The 21,925-nt window shown below is 45.8% G+C and carries 21 protein-coding genes; 17 read left to right on the top strand and 4 right to left on the bottom strand.

Features of this window, described 5'->3' with window-relative positions; all coding sequences use genetic code 11:
* Nucleotides 1-39: 39 nt before the first annotated feature.
* A complete protein-coding gene (locus RFK25_RS03790; protein WP_332411594.1) occupies nt 40-852 on the bottom strand; it encodes a MurR/RpiR family transcriptional regulator in 813 nt (270 codons plus the stop codon).
* 99 nt (nt 853-951) lie between these two features.
* On the opposite strand from RFK25_RS03790, the gene ybeY reads away from it, so the two are divergent.
* The 14 genes from ybeY (at nt 952) to tpx (ending at nt 14,222) form a co-directional block, all read left to right on the top strand.
* Nucleotides 952-1,449 carry an rRNA maturation RNase YbeY gene (ybeY, locus tag RFK25_RS03785; protein ID WP_172024105.1) on the top strand — a complete coding sequence of 166 codons (498 nt, stop codon included), beginning with the start codon at nt 952-954 and terminating at the stop codon, nt 1,447-1,449.
* Nucleotides 1,430-1,831, top strand: a complete 402-nt coding sequence (locus RFK25_RS03780) for a diacylglycerol kinase family protein (RefSeq protein ID WP_012027339.1) — start codon at nt 1,430-1,432, stop codon at nt 1,829-1,831. The genes ybeY and RFK25_RS03780 overlap by 20 nt, the downstream gene beginning before the upstream one ends.
* A gap of 16 nt (nt 1,832-1,847) precedes the next feature.
* Nucleotides 1,848-2,747 carry a GTPase Era gene (gene era, locus RFK25_RS03775; protein WP_222330303.1) on the top strand — a complete coding sequence of 300 codons (900 nt, stop codon included), beginning with the start codon at nt 1,848-1,850 and terminating at the stop codon, nt 2,745-2,747.
* Nucleotides 2,748-3,107: 360 nt separating this feature from the next.
* Nucleotides 3,108-3,545, top strand: coding sequence for a GNAT family N-acetyltransferase (locus RFK25_RS03770; protein ID WP_332411590.1), 438 nt, complete (start codon nt 3,108-3,110; stop codon nt 3,543-3,545).
* A gap of 534 nt (nt 3,546-4,079) precedes the next feature.
* The gene (mutM, locus tag RFK25_RS03765; protein ID WP_332411639.1) at nt 4,080-4,907 is read left to right on the top strand and encodes a DNA-formamidopyrimidine glycosylase; all 828 of its coding nucleotides are present in this window, start codon (nt 4,080-4,082) and stop codon (nt 4,905-4,907) included.
* Nucleotides 4,900-5,502 (top strand): dephospho-CoA kinase, encoded by a 603-nt coding sequence (gene coaE / locus RFK25_RS03760; protein ID WP_332411589.1) that lies wholly within the window; start codon nt 4,900-4,902, stop codon nt 5,500-5,502. Before mutM ends, coaE begins: the two co-directional genes overlap by 8 nt.
* A complete protein-coding gene (locus RFK25_RS03755; protein WP_332411588.1) occupies nt 5,489-6,694 on the top strand; it encodes a multidrug efflux MFS transporter in 1,206 nt (401 codons plus the stop codon). Before coaE ends, RFK25_RS03755 begins: the two co-directional genes overlap by 14 nt.
* Complete coding sequence (rpmG, locus tag RFK25_RS03750; protein ID WP_105207038.1) at nt 6,694-6,843, top strand: 50S ribosomal protein L33; 150 nt, start codon at nt 6,694-6,696, stop codon at nt 6,841-6,843. The genes RFK25_RS03755 and rpmG overlap by 1 nt, the downstream gene beginning before the upstream one ends.
* 46 nt (nt 6,844-6,889) lie before the next feature.
* Nucleotides 6,890-7,123, top strand: a complete 234-nt coding sequence (gene secG, locus RFK25_RS03745) for a preprotein translocase subunit SecG (protein WP_105207037.1) — start codon at nt 6,890-6,892, stop codon at nt 7,121-7,123.
* A 219-nt stretch (nt 7,124-7,342) separates the two neighbouring features.
* Complete coding sequence (rnr, locus tag RFK25_RS03740; protein ID WP_332411587.1) at nt 7,343-9,709, top strand: ribonuclease R; 2,367 nt, start codon at nt 7,343-7,345, stop codon at nt 9,707-9,709.
* A 2-nt stretch (nt 9,710-9,711) separates the two neighbouring features.
* Nucleotides 9,712-10,179 carry an SsrA-binding protein SmpB gene (gene smpB, locus RFK25_RS03735; RefSeq protein ID WP_002935771.1) on the top strand — a complete coding sequence of 156 codons (468 nt, stop codon included), beginning with the start codon at nt 9,712-9,714 and terminating at the stop codon, nt 10,177-10,179.
* A gap of 81 nt (nt 10,180-10,260) precedes the next feature.
* Complete coding sequence (gene tehB / locus RFK25_RS03730; RefSeq protein ID WP_332411585.1) at nt 10,261-11,118, top strand: SAM-dependent methyltransferase TehB; 858 nt, start codon at nt 10,261-10,263, stop codon at nt 11,116-11,118.
* Between the two features lie 92 nt (nt 11,119-11,210).
* A complete protein-coding gene (locus RFK25_RS03725) occupies nt 11,211-13,661 on the top strand; it encodes a heavy metal translocating P-type ATPase (RefSeq protein WP_332411584.1) in 2,451 nt (816 codons plus the stop codon).
* 75 nt (nt 13,662-13,736) lie between these two features.
* Entirely contained in the window at nt 13,737-14,222 is a 486-nt protein-coding gene (gene tpx, locus RFK25_RS03720; protein WP_332411583.1) for a thiol peroxidase, read from the top strand.
* A 68-nt stretch (nt 14,223-14,290) separates the two neighbouring features.
* Here the strand turns inward: tpx and RFK25_RS03715 are convergent, their stop codons facing one another.
* Genes RFK25_RS03715 through RFK25_RS03705 form a run of 3 tightly spaced genes read right to left on the bottom strand, consistent with a single transcriptional unit; the run spans nt 14,291 to nt 17,265 of the window.
* Entirely contained in the window at nt 14,291-15,172 is an 882-nt protein-coding gene (locus RFK25_RS03715; protein WP_332411582.1) for a hypothetical protein, read from the bottom strand.
* A gap of 12 nt (nt 15,173-15,184) precedes the next feature.
* On the bottom strand, nt 15,185-16,045 hold the full coding sequence (locus RFK25_RS03710; protein ID WP_332411581.1) for an ABC transporter ATP-binding protein: 861 nt from the start codon (nt 16,043-16,045) through the stop codon (nt 15,185-15,187).
* A 2-nt stretch (nt 16,046-16,047) separates the two neighbouring features.
* Complete coding sequence (locus RFK25_RS03705) at nt 16,048-17,265, bottom strand: hypothetical protein (RefSeq protein ID WP_332411579.1); 1,218 nt, start codon at nt 17,263-17,265, stop codon at nt 16,048-16,050.
* Nucleotides 17,266-17,425: 160 nt separating this feature from the next.
* On the opposite strand from RFK25_RS03705, the gene RFK25_RS03700 reads away from it, so the two are divergent.
* From RFK25_RS03700 to RFK25_RS03690, 3 genes are all read left to right on the top strand, one after another.
* A complete protein-coding gene (locus RFK25_RS03700) occupies nt 17,426-17,761 on the top strand; it encodes a helicase BlpT (RefSeq protein WP_332411577.1) in 336 nt (111 codons plus the stop codon).
* A gap of 67 nt (nt 17,762-17,828) precedes the next feature.
* Entirely contained in the window at nt 17,829-18,530 is a 702-nt protein-coding gene (locus RFK25_RS03695; RefSeq protein ID WP_332411575.1) for an ABC transporter ATP-binding protein, read from the top strand.
* An 11-nt stretch (nt 18,531-18,541) separates the two neighbouring features.
* Nucleotides 18,542-21,907, top strand: a complete 3,366-nt coding sequence (locus RFK25_RS03690; RefSeq protein WP_332411574.1) for an FtsX-like permease family protein — start codon at nt 18,542-18,544, stop codon at nt 21,905-21,907.
* The last annotated feature ends 18 nt before the right edge of the window (nt 21,908-21,925 follow it).

The raw sequence follows: 21,925 nt of genomic DNA, 5'->3' as shown, positions 1-21,925 counted from the left end.
TTAAAGGCACTACTTGAAATACAGTAGTGCCTTTTCTGCTTATTTCTTGATGGTTTGTTTGAAAATACTTTCTTTTCTGTCCTTGTCGATGGATAAAAAATAGGCGTAGATAACATCAAGCATGATGAGGAGGGGAATTTGAGGGGAAATACGGTTGCCATAGTTGAGATGGCGGACAGAGGCGACTGGAATGACTTGGTCAAAGGGGGATTGAGAAGGTGTCTTGGTGGTTAGAAGGGCAGTTGTGCTCCCTTTCTGAGCAGCCAAGTGTAAGTGTTCGATGACTTCTTCTGTCTGACCGGACAAGGAGAGTCCAATGACCAAGCAGGTCTGATCTAGGATATTGGTTGTCCAAATGAGGTTGTTTTTGTCTGTAATGGCATCACAAACGACCCCCAGTCGCATAAAACGGGATTTGATTTCCATGGCCACTAAGCCAGAACTGCCTATACCATAGAAGTAGACACGTTTGCTACTGTCAATGAGCTTGGCAATTTCTTCCAATTTTTCTTCATCCACTAAATTGTTGGTGGCAGTCAAGATTTCTTCGTAGTCGATCAAGACTTTTTTCGTCAGGCTGCGCTGCAATTTCTCAAAATGCTTATCCAAATACTGCTGGTTATTTTGAAATGCGAAAACAAATTCCCTGTAGCCAGAAAATCCACATTTTTTAGCAAACCTGGTCAGAGCAGATGGGGAAATATGCAGGGTTTGGGTGGTGTTTTCAAGGCTGAGATCAGCACTAGCAGGGTCCAACTGGGTAAAGTAGCTGGCTACTTGTTTTTCAAGCCTTGTCATTTGGTCCAAATGAGCTTCGATAATTGCTGTAATATGTTTCGGTGTTTGTAACATTTTCCATTCCTTTGATAGCTTCTGAGGATATTATACCACTAAAAACTCCTCATTGATAGGTTTTGTGTTATAATGGAACTGTAAAAGGAACGTAATATTATGTATATTGAAATGATAGATGAAACAGGGCAGGTTTCTGCTCAGATGCAGGAGCAGATTACGGAATTGCTTCAGTTTGCTGCCGAAAAAATTGGCAAGCAGAATAAGGAAATGGCTGTGACCTTTGTGGACAATAAGCGTGTCCATGAGGTTAACTTGGAGTACCGAGGAATTGACCGTCCGACAGACGTTGTCAGCCTAGAATATAAGCCAGAGTCGGAGATTGTTTTTGATGAGGAAGACTTACTGGACAATCCTGAATTGGCTGAAATGATGGAAGATTTCGATGCCTATATTGGTGAATTGTATATTTCTATCGATAAGGTGCGTGAGCAAGCAGAAGATTATGGTCATAGCTACGAGCGCGAAATGGGCTTTTTAGCTGTACACGGTTTTCTGCATATCAATGGCTATGATCATTATACGCCAGAAGAAGAAGCAGAAATGTTTGGTTTACAAGAAGAAATTTTGACGGCCTATGGACTTACAAGAGAATAATTCAAAAAATCGCTGGAAAAACCGAGAATTGATTGCTAGTCTAGAATTTGCAGTAACAGGTTTGTTGACTGCTTTCAAGGAAGAACGCAATATGAAGAAGCACCTGGCTTCAGCTGTCCTAGTTGTACTTGCGGGATTGATTTTCCAAGTATCTGTGACAGAATGGCTCTTCCTCTTGCTTAGCATCAGTCTGGTTATCGCTTTTGAAATTGTGAATTCGGCTATTGAGAATGTGGTGGATTTGGCGTCGGACTATCATTTTTCCATGTTGGCAAAGAATGCAAAAGATATGGCAGCAGGGGCAGTCTTGTTTGTTTCAGGCTTTGCCTTGTTGACAGGATTGATTATTTTTGTGCCGAAAATTTGGGACTTTATTTTTTAGAATATAAGGAGAATACATGACATTTAAGTCAGGTTTTGTGGCGATTTTAGGTCGTCCAAACGTTGGGAAATCGACCTTTCTCAACTATGTAATGGGGCAAAAAATTGCCATCATGAGCGATAAGGCTCAAACCACCCGTAACAAGATTATGGGGATTTATACGACAGAAGAAGAGCAGATTGTCTTCATTGACACACCGGGAATTCACAAGCCAAAGACGGCTTTGGGGGATTTTATGGTGGAATCTGCCTATAGCACTCTGCGTGAAGTGGACACGGTCCTCTTTATGGTGCCAGCGGATGAGAAGCGAGGCAAAGGTGACGACATGATTATGGAACGCCTTAAACAGGCCAAGGTTCCAGTTATTCTCGTTGTTAACAAGATTGACAAGGTTCATCCAGACCAGCTCTTGGAACAGATTGATGATTTCCGTCAACAGATGGAGTTCAAGGAGATTGTGCCTATTTCTGCTACTCAAGGGAATAATGTCAACCGCCTCATGGAAATTCTCAAGGAAAACCTAGACGAAGGTTTCCAATATTTCCCTGCGGACCAAATCACAGACCACCCAGAACGCTTCTTGGTGTCTGAGATGATTCGGGAGAAGGTTTTGCACCTGACTCGTGAGGAAATTCCGCACTCTGTGGCCGTTGTCATCGAGTCCATGAAACGTGATGAATTTACTGACAAGGTTCACATTCGTGCGACGATTATGGTAGAGCGTGATAGCCAGAAAGGCATTATCATCGGCAAGCAAGGAGCCATGCTCAAGAAAATCGGCTCCATGGCCCGTCGTGATATCGAACTCATGTTAGGCGACAAGGTCTTCCTCGAAACCTGGGTCAAGGTCAAGAAAAACTGGCGTGACAAAAAACTCGACCTCGCCGACTTTGGCTATAATGAGAAAGAGTATTAACAATGTCCAGTGGACATTGTTAACCCGAGCTTGAAAACTGGAGAGCGAGGAAGGTCCGGGGGAGTGAAACAGTCTAGGATTAGACTGTTTCAGCAGGTTACCTATAAATGCGAAAGTGACCATGTGAAAAAACGAGCCAAGAAATTGGAGAGCGAGGAAGGTCCGGGGGAGTGAAACAGTCTGTGAATAGACTGTTTCAGCTGGTCACCTAGAAATGTGAAAGTGACCATGTGTGAACCTAGCTTGAAAACTAGAGAGCGAGGTAGCCTGGTGTGACTTGTCTCACCAGAATAGAAATGAATCAATTTCAAGCGTGAAGCACCACTTTTGTGGTGTTTTGCGTCGTTACGGTGAGATATAATGACGATTAGAGCAGTTACTGAACGATCTCTTCCTACTTGGACTCTCTTTGCAAGTCAGGTTTGGCAGACAAGTGAGCAAGTTTTGATAGAGAAATTTTCAAATAATGAGTTTCCTTTTGAGTTTCTGTACTATTCTCAAAGTGAGGAGCCGATAGCGTGGATTAGTTTGTCGCTCCGTCAGGACTATGTAGAAGGCTGTCAGACGAGTCCAGTGGCCTATTTAGAAGGAATTTTTATTAGTCCGAATTACCGTAGTCAAGGGATTGCAGAAGAACTGTTGCATTTTGCAGAAGGTTGGGCTAAAAGCCGTGGTATAAGCCAACTGGGGTCTGATGCAGAATTAGATAACCTACTTAGTCAGAATTTTCATATCAAGCATGGCTTCCGTGAAGTTAGCCGAACAGTTCACTATGTTCGAGATTTGACTAGTGATTAACAGGTTATCAATCAAAAATTTAGTTGAGAAAGGAAAGCCGGTTAGGTGTTGTCTTGAACCCGCCTACGACTCTTTGAAAATCACAACCATGACCTAGGTTCCGATGAACCGTCGGTCATGTTTCTATTTTTCTTTGACATTGTAATTTCATTAGAAAGGACGAGTGTTTGCGTACTTGAAAAGGTAGTTTGTTGCACTATTTAAGGTTAGTGTCAACATCTCAGCACAGTAGTTGATTGGCAGATTTGTTCGTGTTCCACACTCCAAATCAGGCCTATACTAAGGAAGCGAACCCTGTTCGTACTATTTCCAACCTCCAAAGGTTCCCCAAACCTTTGGAGCTGTGTGGGGGTGGGAGTAAAATAGTCCAGTGGACTATTTTAGCCCGAACTTAGATTTAAGGATGTGAGGTAAGTTCTTCTATGATTGTTCGAGTTCTTTCCCTCTCCCAAATAGATAGAGCTTCTTGTGTGCAAGTCACACAGCGTCGCTCTCCTAATTTTCAGTCGCTTTTTACGCTCTTGGTATCGTACATTGCCCGAATTGCCTGAGGTTGAGACGGTTCGTCGTGGTTTGAATCGTTTGGTCAAGGGAAAGGTTATTTCCAAGGTAGAAGTAGCCTATGCTCCCATGATTAAGACTGGTGCTACTGTTTTCTGCCAAGACTTGATTGGTCAGGAGATTTTAGATGTGGCTCGTCAAGGCAAGTATCTCTTGATTTACCTGACGGATCATGTCCTTATTTCCCACTTGCGAATGGAGGGCAAATACAATTTCTTTCCAGATCAGGTGCCTGCCAACAAGCACTTTCATGCCTTTTTCACCTTTACGGACGGTTCAACCTTGGTCTATCAAGATGTCCGCAAGTTTGGGACCATGGAGCTGCTGGGCAAGGCTGATGTAGAAGCCTATTTTCTCAGTCGCAAAATCGGTCCTGAGCCGACGGAAGCGGATTTTGACTTAAAAGAATTTGCAGTCAAGTTAGCCAAGTCGAAAAAGCCCATTAAGTCGCATCTTTTGGACCAGTCTTTGGTGGCTGGTTTGGGAAATATTTATGTCGATGAGGTCTTGTTTAAGGCCCAAGTTCATCCTGCACAGACGAGTAATCTGTTGTCGGCAGAGCAGGTGGCGGACCTCCGTCAAGCCACCATAGATGTTTTACAACTGGGTATTGAAAAAGGTGGTTCAACCATTCGGACCTACAAAAATGCCTTGGGCATGGATGGGAACATGCAGGATTATTTACAAGTTTACGGAAAGACAGGACAGGCTTGTCCCCGTTGCCAGACAGAGATTGTCAAAATCCAGCTGGGCGGTCGTGGGACACATTTCTGTCCCAAGTGTCAGGTGAAAGATGGCTAAAGTTATCGGAATAACAGGTGGCATCGCCTCTGGAAAATCAACCGTTACAGCTTTTCTGAGAGAACAAGGTTATCCAGTCATCGATGCGGATGCGGTCGTGCATGAGTTGCAGGCCAAAGGTGGCAAGCTCTATCAGGTTTTGGTGAAAGAGTTTGGTCAAGACATCTTATCAGATGATGGAAATTTAGATAGGGTCAAGCTGGGGCAGGCTGTTTTTGCGGATAGCAAGTTGCGAGCTCGTTTGTCTGTCTTGCAGGACCAAATTATCAGGCAAGAATTGTTGGCTAGAAGGGATGCGCTCAAGCAGACTGAGGATGTAATTTTCATGGATATTCCTTTGCTCTACGAGGCGGATTATAGCGGGGAAGTAGATGAAGTTTGGCTAGTTTATGTCGATAGAGCGCAGCAGTTGGATCGGCTGATGAAGCGCAATGGTTATTCAGCTCAAGATGCAGAAAATCGACTGGCTGCTCAGCTTTCTTTAGAGGAAAAGCGGAGCAAGGCCCAGTTTGTGATTGACAATAGCGGAGCAGTGGAGGCGACCTTGATGCAGGTGGCCAAAGGTTTGGAGGAAATGAAGGATGGACGAAGGTAGTCATTACTGGCAGCGAAATATGAAAGTGGCTTGGCTGGGTAACTTTTTGACGGGAGTTAGCTTTACCCTGGTCATGCCCTTTATCTCGGTCTTCGTGGAGGAGCTGGGAGTGGGAGCTGGTCAGGTAGAATACTATGCGGGCTTGGCGGTGTCGGCCAATGCCTTTTCGGCGGCGGTTATGGCTCCTATCTGGGGGAGTTTGGCAGACCGCTACGGTCGCAAGCCCATGATGGTGCGAGCAGCCTTTGCCATGATTTTTACTATGGGTGGTATGGCCTTTGTGCCTAATGTCTTTTGGCTGATTGTCCTGCGGGTCTTGAACGGGATGTTTACAGGTTACATTCCCAATGCGACAGCCCTGATTGCCAGTCAGGTGCCCAAAGATAAGACAGGCTATGCCCTAGGAACCTTGTCAACAGGGGCAGTGGCGGGTAACTTGATTGGGCCAACGCTAGGCGGTATTCTGGCGGAGATGTTTGGTGTCCACAATGTCTTCTTGCTGGTCGGTCTGCTTTATGCCTTGGTCGTCGTGCTAACCGTTTTTTACATTCGTGAGGATTTTGTTCCTGTCAAAAAAGGTGATGCTATGTCTGTTCAAGAGGTCTTTGCACAGGTCAAGGATAAGCAGATGTTGGTGGGGCTTTTTGTAACCTCGATGGTCATCATCGCGGCCGCTCAGGCTGTGGTGCCAATTTTGACCCTTTATGTGCGGCATTTGGGACAGACGGACAATCTCCTTTTTGTAGCTGGATTTATCATTTCCTTGCCTGGTATGGCATCGCTAGTGACATCAGGATATCTTGGGAAAATAGGTGATAAGATTGGTAATCATAGACTATTGCTAATGGCCTTGGTCTATAGCCTACTCATAAACGTTCTTTGCGTCTTTGCTCAAAATCCCTTCCAACTAGGTCTTTTGCGGTTCCTCTATGGATTTGGAACGGGGGCCTTGCTACCTTCGGTCAATTCCCTTTTGACAAAGCTGACGCCTAAGGAGGGGATTTCCAGGATATTTTCTTATAATCAGATTTTTAACAATATGGGGTCTGTTATCGGGCCCATGTTGGGATCAAGTGTAGCAGGTCAACTGGGTTATGATTGGGTATTTTATTTGTCCAGTGGCCTTGTCCTCTTCAATCTGGTTTGGTCTGTTATCAATTTTAGAAACTATTTGAAAGTAAGGGAGATTTAGTGAGAGTTAAAATCAATTTGCAATGTACGGAGTGTGGAAGTAAAAATTACTTGACTAGCAAGAATGCCAAAAATCACCCAGATAAAATTGAAGTCTTAAAATACTGTCCAAAAGAGAGAAAAGTAACCCTTCATCTTGAAACCAAATAGGTATTGTGGTATAATATGTTAAGTTATTGTAGAAAGTGAAAAAAATATGTATCAAGCATTATTAACAATTCTGTTGATTTTATCTGTTATTTTGATTGCAGTGATTTTTATTCAACCAGCTAAGAACCAATCTAGCAATGTCTTTGACTCAACTAGTGGTGCTTTGTTTGAGCGTACAAAGGCGCGTGGTTTTGAAGCGGTTATGCAACGTATTACAGCTATCCTTATTTTCCTATGGATGTTGGATGCGCTAGCACTTGTTATCATTTCAAGTAGATAGATAAATCAGACTGGGACTTGTTCTTGGTCTATTTTTTTGGGAGTGGGCCAGAACTCGACAAATGCAAAGGAGTTCGTCTGCCCACCCCCGCACAGTTGATTAGATCAGATTTGGAGTGTGAAACACGTACAAATCTGTCAATCAACCACTGCGTCTGGATATAACGCACACTAAGAGAAATAGTGCTAGATTCTTAACTAGCACTCTGGTAAATACAACATGAAAAACGAAATTATTAACTATATTAAAGAAGTTGGTCCTGTGACCATGGATCAGCTGGCAGACCAGTTTGGAGCTAGTTCTGCGAAGAGCTTTACAGATTTGGTCAAGCTGGTTTCTTCTATGGAAGGACGGCGAAAACTGGTTTTCGACCAAGCTGGAAGAATTGCTCTTCCAGCGCCCAAGGTTACTAGAAATAGAGTAACCTTGCAGGGCATTTTCCGTGCCCACAAGTCAGGCTTTGGTTTTGTGACCATTGACGAGGAGGAAGATGATCTCTTTGTCAGTCGTGACGATGTTAATTTTGCCATCGAGGGCGACCGAGTGGAAGTGGCGATCAAGAAAGTGGCGGACAGGCTCAAGGGGACGGCTGCGGAAGCGGAAGTCATTGATATTTTAGAACATAGCCTGAAAACTGCGGTGGGCCTAATTGTCTTTGACGAAGATAAGCCAGAATATGCAGGCTACATCAAGTCTAAAAACCAGAAAATCGCTCAGAAGATTTACATCAAGAAGTCACCTCTGGTATTGACCGGAACGGAAATCCTAAAAGTCGATATTGAAGCCTATCCAAACAAGAAACGTGACCACTTTATTGCGACCATTCGGGATGTGGTGGGGCATAAGGATGATGTAGGGATCGATGTCTTGGAAGTTTTGGAATCCATGGATATCGTGTCGGAATTCCCTGATGAAGTTTTGGCGGAGGCCAACCGAGTACCAGAAAGTCCGTCTGAGAAGGACTTTGAAGGACGCTTGGACCTGCGAGGTGAGATCATCTTTACTATCGACGGTGCGGATGCTAAGGACTTGGACGATGCGGTCCATATCAAACAACTCAAGAATGGCAATCTGGAGTTAGGTGTCCATATCGCTGATGTCAGCTACTATGTGACCGAAGGTTCTGCCTTGGACCAGGAAGCTGTCAAGCGTGGGACTTCTGTTTATGTGACCGACCGTGTGGTACCAATGCTGCCAGAACGCCTGTCAAACGGCATTTGCTCCCTTAATCCAAATGTGGACCGTCTAACCCAGTCAGCTATTATGGAAATTGACCGTAAGGGCAAGGTGGTCAAGCACTGGATTGGCCAAACGGTTATCAAAACCACCTTCCGCATGACCTATTCCGATGTCAATGACATGATTGCAGGCAATCAGGAAAAGCTGGACAAGTACAAGGCAATCGTGCCGAGTGTGGACCTCATGGTCAAACTCCAGGAAACATTGGAAACCATGCGCTATAAGCGTGGTGCTCTCAACTTTGATACAGCTGAAGCTAAAATTATCGTCAACAAGGACGGTCTGCCAGTCGATATCCAACTGCGCCAGCGAGGCATTGCCGAGCGGATGATTGAGTCCTTCATGCTGGCGGCCAACGAGTGCGTTGCCGAGCATTTTGCCAAGATGGACTTGTCTTTCATCTATCGGATCCACGAGGATCCTAAGTCAGACAAGTTGCAGAAGTTTATTGACTATGCGACCAGCTTTGGTCTGACGGTTTACGGTACGGCTAGCTCTATCAGCCAGGATGCCCTTCAAGATCTTATGGAGCGGGTCAAGGATGAACCCTATGCGGATGTCCTCAACATGATGTTGCTGCGTTCCATGCAGCAGGCGCGTTACTCAGAGCACAACCACGGCCACTACGGACTGGGGGCCGAGTTCTACACCCACTTCACCAGCCCTATCCGCCGCTATCCTGACCTGCTGGTTCACCGTATGGTGCGGGAATATGGTCAAAATCCTGCGGAAAAAGCAGAGCATTTTGAACAGGTTATTCCTGAGCTTGCCAAGTCTTCGTCCAGTTTAGAACGCCGTGCCATTGAGGCAGAGCGGGAAGTCGAAGCCATGAAGAAGGCAGAGTTCATGCAAGAATTTGTTGGGCAAGAGTTTGACGGAGTCGTGTCTAGCGTGGTCAAGTTTGGGCTCTTTGTAGAGTTGCCAAATACAGTTGAAGGCCTGATCCATGTCACCAACCTCAACGAGTACTACCAGTTCCACGAGCGAACTTTGACCTTGCAGGGTGAGAAATCAGGTCGTGTCTTCCGTGTCGGTCAGCCAATCCGTATCAAGCTAACGCGGGCGGACAAGATGACAGGGGAAATCGATTTTGCCCACGTGCCGTCCGAGCTGGATATTGTCGAAAAAGCTTTGAAAGCCAAGCGGAGAACTGCTAGTCACTCCAACCGTGACCGTGATGATCGGTCAGGGCGAGGACGGGGCAAGCACCACAAACAAGAAGCTGTTGGTCGCGACAGCGGACGTCACAAGTCTGGGAAAGACCACAAGTCTAAGGCTGGTAAGCCAGACAAGAAAAAGAAACCATTTTACAAAGAAGTAACGAAAAAGAATAAGAAAAGGAGATAGGCATGGCCAAGGGTGAGGGCAATGTGATTGCACAGAATAAAAAAGCCCGCCACGACTATACCATTGTCGATACAGTGGAGGCGGGGATGGTCCTGACGGGAACGGAAATTAAGTCTATTCGTGCGGGGCGGATCAACCTCAAGGACGGCTTTGCCCAGATCAAGCAGGGTGAGGCTTGGTTGGTCAATGTCCATATCGCTCCCTACGATGAGGGCAATATCTGGAACCAGGAGCCGACGCGGACCCGCAAGTTGCTCTTGCGGAAGAAGCAAATCGAATCTCTGGGCAATGAGGTCAAGGGAACAGGGATGACTCTGGTGCCCCTCAAGGTCTATATCAAGGACGGTTTTGCCAAGGTCCTGATAGGGCTTGCCAAAGGGAAGCACGATTATGACAAGCGAGAGTCCATCAAACGCCGTGAGCAAGACCGTGATATTAAGCGGACCATGAAGGCTATCAATAGTCGCTAAGACTGGGAGAAATCCTGGTCTTTTGTTGCTTGCAAACTTCATGAAGTTTTTCTATAATATTAGCATGGAAAAGGAGAGATAATGACAGTTTTAGTTCCTTACAAACGCATGCCCATTTGGAATCGGGAGACGGTTCCCCAGCATTTTTTAACCAAGCACAATACCAAAGTAGGTACTTGGGCTAAAATAAAAGTCTTGAAAGGTCAGCTCAAATTTGAGCCGATTTCAGATGATAACGATATTTTAGGGGAATTTGTCTATGGTCCGATAGATGATGTTCCCTTTGTCGAGCCACAGGCTTGGCATCGGGTGACCCTGTTGACAGAAGATACTGAGTTTTTCTTGGAATTTTTCTGTCAGCCAGAGGATTATTTTGCTAAAAAGTACGGCTACACGCGGACGCATTCGGAGGTTTTGGAGGCCTTACATACTATCAAACCTTGTAAGGTCTTGGACTTGGGATGCGGTCATGGTCGTAACAGTCTTTACTTGGCCCAGCAGGGTTTTGAGGTGACGGCAGTTGATAAGCATGTGCCGAGCATTCAGACACTCTTGCAGGTCAAGGAAGCAGAAGATTTGGATTTGCAGGCTGGGACCTATGACATCAACTCGGCCAGTTTGGAGCAGGACTACGACTGGATTATCTCAACCGTGGTTTTCATGTTCTTGGAGCGTGACCGTGTACTCGCCATTATCCAAAATATGCAGGAACGAACAAGACCGGGCGGTTACAACTTGATTGTGGCGGCCATGGATACGGAAGATGCACCCTGTCCTATGAATTTCTCCTTTACCTTTGGAGCAGGGGAGTTGAAGGAATACTATCGTGACTGGGAATTGGTCAAGTACAATGAAGATTTTGGTCAGCTACATAAACGTGATGAGAATGGCAATTTCCTCAAAATGCGGTTTGCGACTATGTTGGCTAAGAAGAAGTAGAGGGCAACCTCTCTTTTTTCAAAACAAATTCGTTTACAAATGTAGTCACATTTTGTATAATGTGATTACAAACGTAGTCAAAGGAGAGAACAATGCAAAAAGAAAGTATTAGTGTATCAGGCATGACCTGCGCCTCTTGTGCTCTGACAGTGGAGAAAGCTGTCGGGAAATTGACAGGAGTAGAGGAAGCCAGCGTCAATCTGGCAACTGAAAAATTGAGTGTCAGTTTTGATGAAAATGTCTTGAGTTTGAGCGACATTGGTCAAGCAGTTGAAAAGGCAGGTTATGGTTTGGTTCGCAATCTTATCACAGAAACCTATGCCATTGAAGGCATGACCTGTGCTTCCTGTGCTATGACGATAGAAAAGGCGCTAGGGAAACTGGCTGGTGTAGAAGAAGTGGCTGTTAATCTTGCGACAGAAAAGGCCAGTATCACCTATGACAAGGACCGCTTGAATGCGGCTGCCATTTTATCTGCTGTTGAGCAGGCTGGCTACAAGGCTATCAAGCCAGAAGTAAAGAGTCAGGAAAAGGTGGCAGACAGGCAGGATGAGAAAATTGCCAGCCTCTGGACTCGTTTTATCTGGTCAGTAGTTTTCACCCTCCCCTTATTGTATATTGCCATGGGTCCCATGGTTAACTTGCCCCTGCCCCAGTGGTTACATGAACCCATGACTTTTGCCTTGGCTCAGTTTATTCTGATTTTACCAGTGGTTTATCTTGGAAGAAGCTTTTTTACCAAGGGCTTTCAGACCCTGCTAGCAGGTCATCCCAATATGGACTCCTTGATTGCCATTGGTACCAGCTCTGCTATTGCCCAAGGCCTTATCATGATTGCCTTAATCGCTCAAGATGCGGTCGAGATGGGACATGGCGGGCACCCAGAACTCTATTTTGAGTCGGGGGCGGTTATCTTGACCCTAATTACGCTAGGCAAGTATCTGGAGGCCGTGTCCAAGGGGAGAACGTCAGAGGCTATTAAGCACCTCATGGACTTGGCACCCAAGACGGCTCAGGTCCTGCGTAATGAGCAGGAAGTGCAGGTGACATTAGAAGAGGTGGTCGTGGGTGACATTGTCATCGTCCGACCAGGTGAAAAAATTGCGGTGGACGGTGTGGTAGTTGAGGGGCAATCGACTGTCGATGAGTCCATGTTGACAGGTGAAAGTCTGCCCGTCAGCAAGTCTGTCGGAGATCAGGTGGTCGGTGCCTCCCTCAATAAGACCGGTGCCTTTCGCTTCCAGGCAACCCGTGTGGGTCAGGACACCAGTCTGGCTCAGATTATCCAGTTGGTTGAGGCAGCACAGGGGTCTAAGGCTCCCATTGCCAAGCTAGCCGATCAGGTGTCGGCGGTCTTTGTGCCTATTGTCATGGGTCTTGCGGTCCTCTCAGGCCTAGCTTGGCTGCTCTTGGGGCAACATTCCTGGATTTTCTCTCTGTCTATCACCATTTCGGTCTTGGTCATCGCCTGTCCTTGTGCACTGGGCCTAGCGACACCAACGGCAATCATGGTCGGAACTGGCAAGGGGGCGGAGAACGGCGTCCTCTTCAAGTCCGGTCAGGCCTTGGAAATCCTGCCCAAGGTTGAGGTCATGGTCTTTGATAAGACAGGAACTATCACCCAAGGTCAGCCGCAGGTGACAGACCTGATTTCCTTCTCGGATCGGACAGAGCAGGAACTACTCCAGCTGGCAGCCAGCAGCGAGCAGAACTCAGAGCACCCTCTAGGCCAGGCCATTCTGGATGCGGCCAAGCAGGCGGACTTGGAGCTCTTGCCGACAACCAACTTCCAGGCCCATGCAGGTCGAGGCTTGTCGGTGACCATAGCAGAGCAGACCATTTTCTTTGGGAATGCCAAGCTGATGGTGGAGGCAGGTGTGGATACGGCACTTGCCAGCCAGCAGGCAGAGCGATTAGCCAGTCAAGGCAAAACTCCTATGTATCTAGCAGAAGCAGGTCAGCTTCTGGCACTTATAGCCGTAGCCGATACGGTAAAACCCACTAGTCGTCAAGCCATCGCCAAACTGCGTCAGCAAGGAGTGGAAGTGGTCATGCTGACAGGTGATAACGAGAAAACTGCTCAGGCTATTGCCAAGGAAGTCGGGATTGACCGCGTGATTAGCGATGTCCTGCCAGAAGACAAGGCCCGTCAGGTCCAAATCTTGCAGGCAGAGAGTAAACGAGTGGCCATGGTCGGAGACGGCATTAACGACGCACCTGCTTTGGCACAGGCAGATTTGGGCCTAGCCATTGGCTCTGGTACCGATGTGGCTATCGAGTCAGCAGATCTGGTCTTGATGCGGAGTGACTTGTTAGACGTGCCGCGAGCCCTCACGCTCAGCCGAGCAACCATGCGAACCATTAAACAAAATCTCTTCTGGGCTTTTGCCTACAATGTATTGGGCATTCCAGTTGCCATGGGGATTCTTCATTTGTTCGGTGGCCCCTTGCTCAATCCCATGCTAGCAGGAGCAGCCATGAGCCTGAGTTCAGTCTCCGTCCTCTTAAACGCTCTGCGATTGAAAAGGGTGAAAATAGACTAAAAATACCAGTCAAAAAACTGGTATTTTTTTACATAAACGCTTACAATAGATATATTAAATACAAGGGAGATAGATATGACAACCTTTATTGGAAAACCAGTGACCTTGGTAGGTCCGCAGTTACGAGTGGGAGATACGGCTCCTGACTTTGTCCTTATGGCCAATGACTTGAGTTTGAAAAGTCTGAAAGACTTTGGCAAGCAGACCAAGGTCATCAGTGTTGTGCCTTCTATTGATACAGGGATTTGTGATACCCAGACTCGTCGCTTCAATCAGGAACTGGCTGATCGTGACAATACGGTTGTCATCACCATTTCGGCTGACCTGCCATTTGCCCAAAAACGCTGGTGTGGAAATTCTGGCCTGGAGTCTGCAGTGACCCTGTCCGACTATTATGACCATGCCTTTGGTAAATCCTACGGTGTGCTCATGCGGGAGTGGAACTTGCTGGCGCGTGCGGTCTTTGTCCTCAATGCCGACAATGAAATCACCTATGTAGAATACCTGGATAATGTCAACGAACATCCAGACTATGATGCGGCTTTGGAGGCTGTCAAATAAAAGAATATAACGATGTCTGAACAGGCATCGTTTTTTTGCCAGCAAAAAGCCACCATTTTCAAGGTGGCTTATTTTCGCTTATATCTTTGTAGGACTTTAGCAGTTGCTAATCGGATAAAGGTCAGATAGAAACCTATCACACCAGCCATTTCCAGCAAGAGTTTCTGCAACTGCTTCCCTACTGTTATAGTAGACTGAGGATTTGTGTCGACTAGTAGAGGATAGTCTTTCTGGAAGGTAAATTGGAACTGATGTGCCAGTAAAAGTAGCATGAACAGGATGAGAGTATAGATAGCAACTTGGAGGAAAAGTGCAAGTAAGGTCAGGCTAGTGGCATATTGACTTGGGGATAGTCCGTTGATAAAGAGGAGACCACGATGTTTGGAAAGGTCGGTCATGAGGAGCCAAGCTAAGAGACAACAGATGACAAGAGGAATCATATAGATACTGGCAGGAAGAAGTTGCAAGAAGGTCATATAAAAGTCCTTGGGAGCAGTAGGGTAGTGAAAGGTAAGAGTTTGCTCTAGAACTTTTTTATAGACTGTGATACGTTCTGCTAGTTCGCTGCTCGTAAAATGATTGACTCTATTTCCCTTTGCCTCCCAGTTTTGCAAGGTCTGGTAGAGTTCTAGCTCCGTTTCCAATACCTCCCGACTTTTTCCTTGGATATGTTCCTTTTCTAAGTAGGTAGTCGCTAGTTCCAAGAGTATTTTATAATAATCCATGCTTTCCTGGTCTAAGGCTTGGGCTTCATTATCGTCAGAGTACAAGGCCATTTCAGCTTCTTTTTTGACTTGTGTGATACGGGCTCGATCCTCAAATCGCAGGTTTTCGGACTCTAGGACATTCCGATAGGACAGGGCAAATGGGATAAGGGCGATAGCGGTTATCAGGGATAGAAAAATAGCATTGCGTTTCAGTCGTAGGATGAAAAGGGACAGTAGCTTCATGGTCAGACCTCCCTATTCAAATAGTTCTTTATAAATCTCTTCGGACTGGTGTTCCTGAAGTGTAATATCCAGGATTTCCACCTGACACGTCATGACTTGGTCTAGGTAGAAATGCAGACTATGAACACTCGTGTCTACCTGAATGCTATCATTGACCAAAGTCAATCCATTTACTTGCCCAAGTTTCTGATAAACGGTCTGATTGTCACTAGTCTGAACGGCATATTGTCGCCCAACCTGTTCCAGTTTTCGCTCGATGATTTTTCCTTGTTTGAGAAAGAGCAGTTGGTCGGTTAGTTGATCCACTTCGTTTAATTGGTGGGAAGACACGATAATGGTTGACCCATTCTTTGCTAGTTTCTGGAGCAATTTTCTGGTCTGGATGTAGCTGGTCGGGTCCAAGCCGTTCAAGGGTTCATCCAAGAGCATGACCTGGGGCTTGTTCATAATACCGATAGCCAGCAGGAGATGTTGTTTCATTCCCAGGGAATAATTTTTGACAGGGATCTTCACGTAATCACGGATACCGATTTCTTGAATGACTTCCTCAATCCGCTCTTTTGGTAAATCTTGGATAGTTTGGACCAGTCGCAAATGCTCCAGCCCTGTCAATTCAGGGTAGAGGACCCGGTTGTCCTGCAGGTAGGCAAAGGTTCGATAGATAGTTGGGTCATTGTGCTTCTTACCGTTTATAGAAATCTCTCCCGAATCAAAGGTTTGCAGATTGGCAATGCAGTCTAGGAGGGTTGTCTTTCCAGCTCCATTTGGTCCAATCAAGGCCCAGATCCCAGGCTCCACCAGTTCTAGGTTTAGCTGGTCTAGTATGTTCTTTTTCCCGTAGGATTTGCACAAATTGTGAATAGATAATCGCATGGTTAGACCTCACTTTTTCTTGTCAGGAGATAGAATTGCAGGCTGTAGATGAGCAGGTTGCTGATGAGCAGGACTGTAAAGACTTTTGGAATGCTGTAGCCAGTTAATTGATGGTAGATGATAGCACTTCCGTCTGCCAGATTGCCTGCATTCCAAAGGCTGAATGGATTGAAGATATGGGGATAGAAGTTGGCAGAGATGACAAGTCCTAGTGTGACAACCAGTCCAGCCAGTCCATTTTTTAAGACTCTAGCCAAGGTCTGTGCCACTCCCAGCAAAAATAGAAGGTAGAGATAGTGCATACCACAGGCCAGCAAGATGACTTGGTAAATAGGTTTAATGGCTGTGGTGATAAAACTGTAAGCCAGTCCCTTACTGCTATAGATTGTGACGGGATAGATCCAGCTACTATTTCCATTTAGCAAAAAAGCGACGAGAAAATGGCTCAGATAGAGGGTGAGAAAGAGGGTGGTATACAGTGTCAGGAAGGCTAAGTATTTATTGGTTGTAATTCGGATTCTAGTCAGCCCTAGGGTCTGTAAAAGGCGAATCTGTCGGCTAGTTCCCTGCTGGTCCTTTATGAAAAAATTGGTGAAAGTTAAGAGAAAAAGAGGAAGGGTGATGACCATGCCCAGCTGTTTTTGACCCTGCCAGATTTCGTGACTGGTTCCCTTTAAGGCCTGTTGGCCCAGGCTCTTGACGATTTCTCTGTCTGTTGGTGTTTTGGGATGTTCAAAGGCTGTTAGGTAAAGCTCAGTTGGAAAGGCTGAGGGTATCTCCTTTTCTAGCAGGTACTTGGAAATCAAGAAGGTATTTTCGATAGTTTGTGGGGTAAATTCATAGCTTCGGTAGGAAAGGCTGATGTATTGGCCATCCTGCTGATAGTGCTGGATATTTTTCTCATAAAAATAGGTCCAGTCCTCCTTCTTGACCGCCTCAATCTCCATTTGGTAGTTGGCAATATAGTCTGTAAAGAAGTCCTTTTCAGCCTGATAATCTTCTTCACTGAGAGTTTGATTCTGATACTGTGTTTCTAAATCTTGTATGATATTTTCAAAATTTCGGATAGACTGTTCATAGTGTTGGATGACTTTTAATTTGGCTTGCCGATTGTAGTAGCCTGCTAGAAGGGAACTAGCTAGAATCATCAGCAGCATGACCAAGATAGCGAACAAATTTTTCTTGCTACGGAAAAATAGCTTACCTTCAATTTGAAACATAGATACCTCCAAGGGAGAAATGGCGAACGGATAGATGTATAAATGTGTCCTTTTTTATAATTATAATATCTATATAAGTATAAGTCAAGAGATTACAAAGGACTTGAATATTTTTGTCTAATTTGATATACTAAATTTATCAAAACAAGGAGGGTCTTTTATGGAAAAGACACAGATTATTCAAGACGTTTTGGCCCTCATTCAAGACTTGAATCAGGCCTTTCAAGCAGATAAGCGGGGGACAGCTGATGAACAACGGTTCCAGCATAATTTGACAGAGACGATACGCATATTGTCGGAGGCCGAGTCTGTTACCAATACAGAACTGATTGCGATTGAGAAATTTTATCGTTCGACCAGTTTTTTGGTTGGACTGGGCGATTTGCGATTGAGTGAAACCAGCAGGCAGGCTTGGCGGGCATTTGACAGATATTACTACGAAACGATCAGAGAAGAACTCAAACTCTATGGCGGCTCTGCTATTGCCCAAGTGTAAAAGATGAAGGAGAGGGTGAAAACCCTCTCTTTATGTTATAATATTACTAAGAAAAGCGAGGTGTACCATGTCCTATATCCAAGTAATCAATTCTTCTAAATACTACCAAATGGGGGATGCGACCATTGTGGCCAATGACAGCGTGTCCTTTGAGATTGAACAGGGGGAGCTGGTCATCATTCTTGGTTCATCTGGTGCGGGCAAATCCACTCTGCTCAATATCTTAGGTGGCATGGATAGCAATAACGAGGGGGAGGTTTGGATTGATGGTGTGGATATCTCCAAGCTGTCCAGTCATGAACTGACCAATTACCGCCGAGACGATGTAGGCTTTGTCTTTCAATTTTATAACTTGGTTGCCAATCTGACCGCTAAGGAAAATGTGGAACTGGCAGCAGAAATCGTCAAGGATGCCTTGGATGCCGAGGAAGTCTTGGAACAGGTCGGACTCGGTCACCGAATCAATAATTTCCCCGCTCAGCTTTCAGGTGGTGAGCAGCAACGGGTGGCCATTGCCCGTGCCGTTGCAAAAAAGCCTAAAATTTTACTTTGCGATGAACCAACTGGCGCTCTGGACTACCAAACAGGTAAACAGGTCTTGCAAATCCTGCAAGATATGTCCCGCAAACAAGGGGCAACGGTGATTATCGTGACCCATAATAGCTCTCTGGCACCTATTGCAGATAGGGTCATTCGGATGCGGGACGCCCGTGTGCATTCTGTCGAGTTGAACGCAGATCCGCAGGACATTGCTAGTCTAGAATATTAGTGGGTGATATGATGAAAAAGAAAATCTACTGGAAGGATATGAGGCAATCTCTGCTTTCTTCCAAGGGGCGTTTTTTGTCCATCTTTAGCCTGATGATGCTGGGAGCTCTAGCATTGACAGGACTGAAAGTAACAGCTCCCAATATGGAAAAGACGGCCCAAGCCTATATAGCCAGTCATCGAACGATGGATTTGGCGGTAATTTCAGGTCTGGGACTTAGTCAAGCTGACCTGGACGAATTGGAGGCACTAAAAGGTGCGACAGTAGAGGCTGGCCATTTTAAGGATGTAGTAGACAAGAAAAATCAAACGGCCGTTCGGCTATTTTCAGTGCCAAAATCTATTTCCACCTATAAATTATTAGAAGGTAAACTCCCTAGCAAGAAGGACCAGATAGCTCTATCTCCCTCCCTACAAGCAAGTTACAAAATAGGTGACACCTTTCAGGTAACTGAGTCAGATAAGGATGGCACCATCCTGACCCAAACTACCTTTACAGTTGTTGGTTTTGTGGCTTCGTCAGAAATCTGGGACAATGAAACTATGGGTATGGCCACAAGTGGTGATGGCCAACTGGTTGGCTATGGGGTGGTGAGCAAGGACAGTTTCCAATCAGAAGTCTACACAATCGCCCGGCTTGCTTATGATGATTTGAAAGACCTGCCCTATTATAGCCAGGCCTATCAGGAGAAACTGGACCAACACCAAGAAGACCTAGAAAAGTTATTGGCTGATAATGATGAAAAACGCTTGGCCAGCATTCAAGCAGAAGGGCAAACAGAGATTGCAAAAGGTGAAGAAGACATTGCCCAGGCCCAATCTCAGCTGGATCAAGCAGCAGAAGACCTGGCGACTGGTCAGGAGCAAGTCGCAAGTGGCCGCAGTGAATTTGCGCGTGGCAGGGCCAAACTAGTTCAATCGGAAATGGAATTGCGGACCATCCTGGCTCAATTATTGCAAACCAAATTTCAATTAGAAGAAAGCAAGAAAGAATTGGACAGCCAGAAAGCCAAACTGGACCAAACCAAATCCTTCTTGGACGGAAGTCATACCGAACTGCTTCAAAGGGCGCAACAATTGGAGAGCGCCAAACAAGAACTAGATATGCAGAATACCCAACTCAGTCAATCTGCCTCAGAAATATCAACCGGTCGTTCCAATTGGTACCAAGGAAAAGAATCACTCAACCAGCAAATTGCTAGTCAGGTCCAGGCAGGACAGACCTTATCTGACTATCCAGATTTACTGGCCAGGCAGGAAGTTTTGGATACTGAAAATGCTCGTCTCGACCAACTTGAAGCTAGTTATGACCAAGCTCATCAGACCTACCTCAAGAATTATGACTATTATCAGGGCAAGGTGAGTGCCTATGAGTCTGAACTAGCTGACTACAACCTGTGGAATCAGGAATACCAGACAGGCTTGGCCCAGTACCAAGCGGGTTTTGCTCAATATGAGCAGGGATTGGCAGCCTATCATAAGGGTGTTTCTGATTATGAATGGGGTGTTAGCCAACTGGAATCTTCTGACTTAACCTTGCGACAAGAAGAACTCCGTTTGGATGAAGCTGACAAAGAATTGACCCAAGCTCAATCCAACTTGTCTACAAAGCAGGCCCAAGCCAATCAAGAAATTAGTCAAGCCAAAACAGAAATTGCCCAGGCCAGGTCCGACCTGAGCAAGCTGGAAAAATCGCCTTATCAAATTTACACCAGGTCCAGTTTGCCAGGAGGCGATGGCTATACAACCTATAGCAATGCGACCAAGTCCATCGCAGCAGTAGGCAATGTTTTTCCGGTAGTTCTCTACCTAGTTGCAGCTCTAGTTACCTTTACCACCATGGCTCGTTTTGTTGATGAGGAGCGGACCCAGTCAGGCATTTTCAAGGCCCTTGGCTATACCAATAGGCAAATCATGGCCAAGTTCATTTTGTATGGACTAGCAGCAGGCCTAGTTGGTACTCTTGTCGGCATTCTTGCTGGAAATCTTGTTCTATCACCCATCATTTCGAGCATTATCACGCAGACGACGGTGATTGGACCTGCCAAGCTACACTTTTATCCTCTCTGGACTGGGTTAGCCGTCCTCCTATCATTGATTTCCTCCGTTTTGCCCGCCTACTTGGTGGCCCAGAGAGAATTGACCGAGAAACCTGCCCAGTTGCTCCTTCCCAAACCACCAGCAGCAGGTTCAAGCATTTGGCTAGAAAAATGGCCCGCTATCTGGTCTCGTCTGAGCTTCACCCACAAGGTGACTGCCCGCAACATCTTCCGTTACAAGCTCCGCATGCTTATGACCATCTTTGGTGTGGCAGGGACGGTCGCCCTTCTTTTCGGTGGCTTAGGCATTCGCTCCTCCATTTCAGGAGTAGTCCAACGGCAGTTTGGGGAACTCATTCATTATGATTTGTTGGTAGTGGAAAATAGCAGAGCAGATGAGGAGGACTTAGACAAATTAACAGCCTTTCTCCAGTCAAATCAAGTTGGTCAATTCTTGCCAGTGGCTTTTGAACAGCTCAGTCAAACAGTGCAAGATGGCGACCAGAGAAAAAATATTTCCATTGGTCTGTATATTTCAGACCGTCAGGATTTGGGAAATCTAGTCAGTCTTGAAAATTCTTCTGGTAAAGCTATCCAGCTGAGTGGCAGGGGCATTGTCCTCACGGAAAAACTAGCCCAAATCTACGGTGTCAGTGTCGGGGATAAATTAGGACTTACTCTGGAAGATAAGGAAGTGCAAGTCAGGGTCGTAGCTGTGGCGGATATGTATGCCGGGCACTTTATCTATATGACCAGAGGTTACTACGAGCAAGTGACGGGCAAGCAAAAGACTGCCAATGCCTATCTGGTACAGTTAAAAAATGATAAGACCAGCCATGTCCAGAAGCTTGCTAGCCAGCTACTAGCCATGCCAGCTGTCAAAAGTTTGGTGCAAAATACTTCCCTCATGGCTATGCTAACCACTATTGCAGGCTCCTTACAAACCATAATGACCATTCTGGTTCTTTTATCTATCTTACTTGGACTGGTCATTCTCTATAATCTCACTATCATCAACATGTCCGAGCGGATTCGAGAATTATCCACTATTAAAGTTTTAGGCTTCCATAATCGGGAGGTGACCATGTATATCTATCGGGAAACCATTGTCCTTTCCATTATCGGAATTGTGGTCGGACTAGTAGGCGGTACCTATCTGCACAGGTTGCTCCTTGAAATGATTGGGTCGGACAGCATTCGATTTAATCCCGCTGTCGGACTGGAAGTTTATATCATTCCAGTTGTGGCTATTATCGGAATTCTTGCAGCCCTTGGCATCTATGTCAACTACCATCTAAGAAAGGTGGATATGCTGGAAGCCTTGAAGTCGGTTGATTAAAACAGTCTGGGAATAGAC

The sequence above is a fragment of the Streptococcus sp. SS-4456 genome (assembly GCF_036680365.1).
Lineage (GTDB): Bacteria > Bacillota > Bacilli > Lactobacillales > Streptococcaceae > Streptococcus.
This window is presented reverse-complemented; position numbering and strand designations above follow the sequence as displayed.

What these genes read in the sequence shown, in the direction of transcription:
- RFK25_RS03790 (WP_332411594.1), bottom strand. Translation starts at nt 852, where the DNA reads ATGTTACAAACACCGAAACATATTACAGCAATTATCGAAGCTCATTTG.
- ybeY (WP_172024105.1), top strand. Translation starts at nt 952, where the DNA reads ATGTATATTGAAATGATAGATGAAACAGGGCAGGTTTCTGCTCAGATG.
- RFK25_RS03780 (WP_012027339.1), top strand. Translation starts at nt 1,430, where the DNA reads ATGGACTTACAAGAGAATAATTCAAAAAATCGCTGGAAAAACCGAGAA.
- era (WP_222330303.1), top strand. Translation starts at nt 1,848, where the DNA reads ATGACATTTAAGTCAGGTTTTGTGGCGATTTTAGGTCGTCCAAACGTT.
- RFK25_RS03770 (WP_332411590.1), top strand. Translation starts at nt 3,108, where the DNA reads ATGACGATTAGAGCAGTTACTGAACGATCTCTTCCTACTTGGACTCTC.
- coaE (WP_332411589.1), top strand. Translation starts at nt 4,900, where the DNA reads ATGGCTAAAGTTATCGGAATAACAGGTGGCATCGCCTCTGGAAAATCA.
- RFK25_RS03755 (WP_332411588.1), top strand. Translation starts at nt 5,489, where the DNA reads ATGGACGAAGGTAGTCATTACTGGCAGCGAAATATGAAAGTGGCTTGG.
- secG (WP_105207037.1), top strand. Translation starts at nt 6,890, where the DNA reads ATGTATCAAGCATTATTAACAATTCTGTTGATTTTATCTGTTATTTTG.
- rnr (WP_332411587.1), top strand. Translation starts at nt 7,343, where the DNA reads ATGAAAAACGAAATTATTAACTATATTAAAGAAGTTGGTCCTGTGACC.
- smpB (WP_002935771.1), top strand. Translation starts at nt 9,712, where the DNA reads ATGGCCAAGGGTGAGGGCAATGTGATTGCACAGAATAAAAAAGCCCGC.
- tehB (WP_332411585.1), top strand. Translation starts at nt 10,261, where the DNA reads ATGACAGTTTTAGTTCCTTACAAACGCATGCCCATTTGGAATCGGGAG.
- RFK25_RS03725 (WP_332411584.1), top strand. Translation starts at nt 11,211, where the DNA reads ATGCAAAAAGAAAGTATTAGTGTATCAGGCATGACCTGCGCCTCTTGT.
- tpx (WP_332411583.1), top strand. Translation starts at nt 13,737, where the DNA reads ATGACAACCTTTATTGGAAAACCAGTGACCTTGGTAGGTCCGCAGTTA.
- RFK25_RS03715 (WP_332411582.1), bottom strand. Translation starts at nt 15,172, where the DNA reads ATGAAGCTACTGTCCCTTTTCATCCTACGACTGAAACGCAATGCTATT.
- RFK25_RS03710 (WP_332411581.1), bottom strand. Translation starts at nt 16,045, where the DNA reads ATGCGATTATCTATTCACAATTTGTGCAAATCCTACGGGAAAAAGAAC.
- RFK25_RS03705 (WP_332411579.1), bottom strand. Translation starts at nt 17,265, where the DNA reads ATGTTTCAAATTGAAGGTAAGCTATTTTTCCGTAGCAAGAAAAATTTG.
- RFK25_RS03700 (WP_332411577.1), top strand. Translation starts at nt 17,426, where the DNA reads ATGGAAAAGACACAGATTATTCAAGACGTTTTGGCCCTCATTCAAGAC.
- RFK25_RS03695 (WP_332411575.1), top strand. Translation starts at nt 17,829, where the DNA reads ATGTCCTATATCCAAGTAATCAATTCTTCTAAATACTACCAAATGGGG.
- RFK25_RS03690 (WP_332411574.1), top strand. Translation starts at nt 18,542, where the DNA reads ATGAAAAAGAAAATCTACTGGAAGGATATGAGGCAATCTCTGCTTTCT.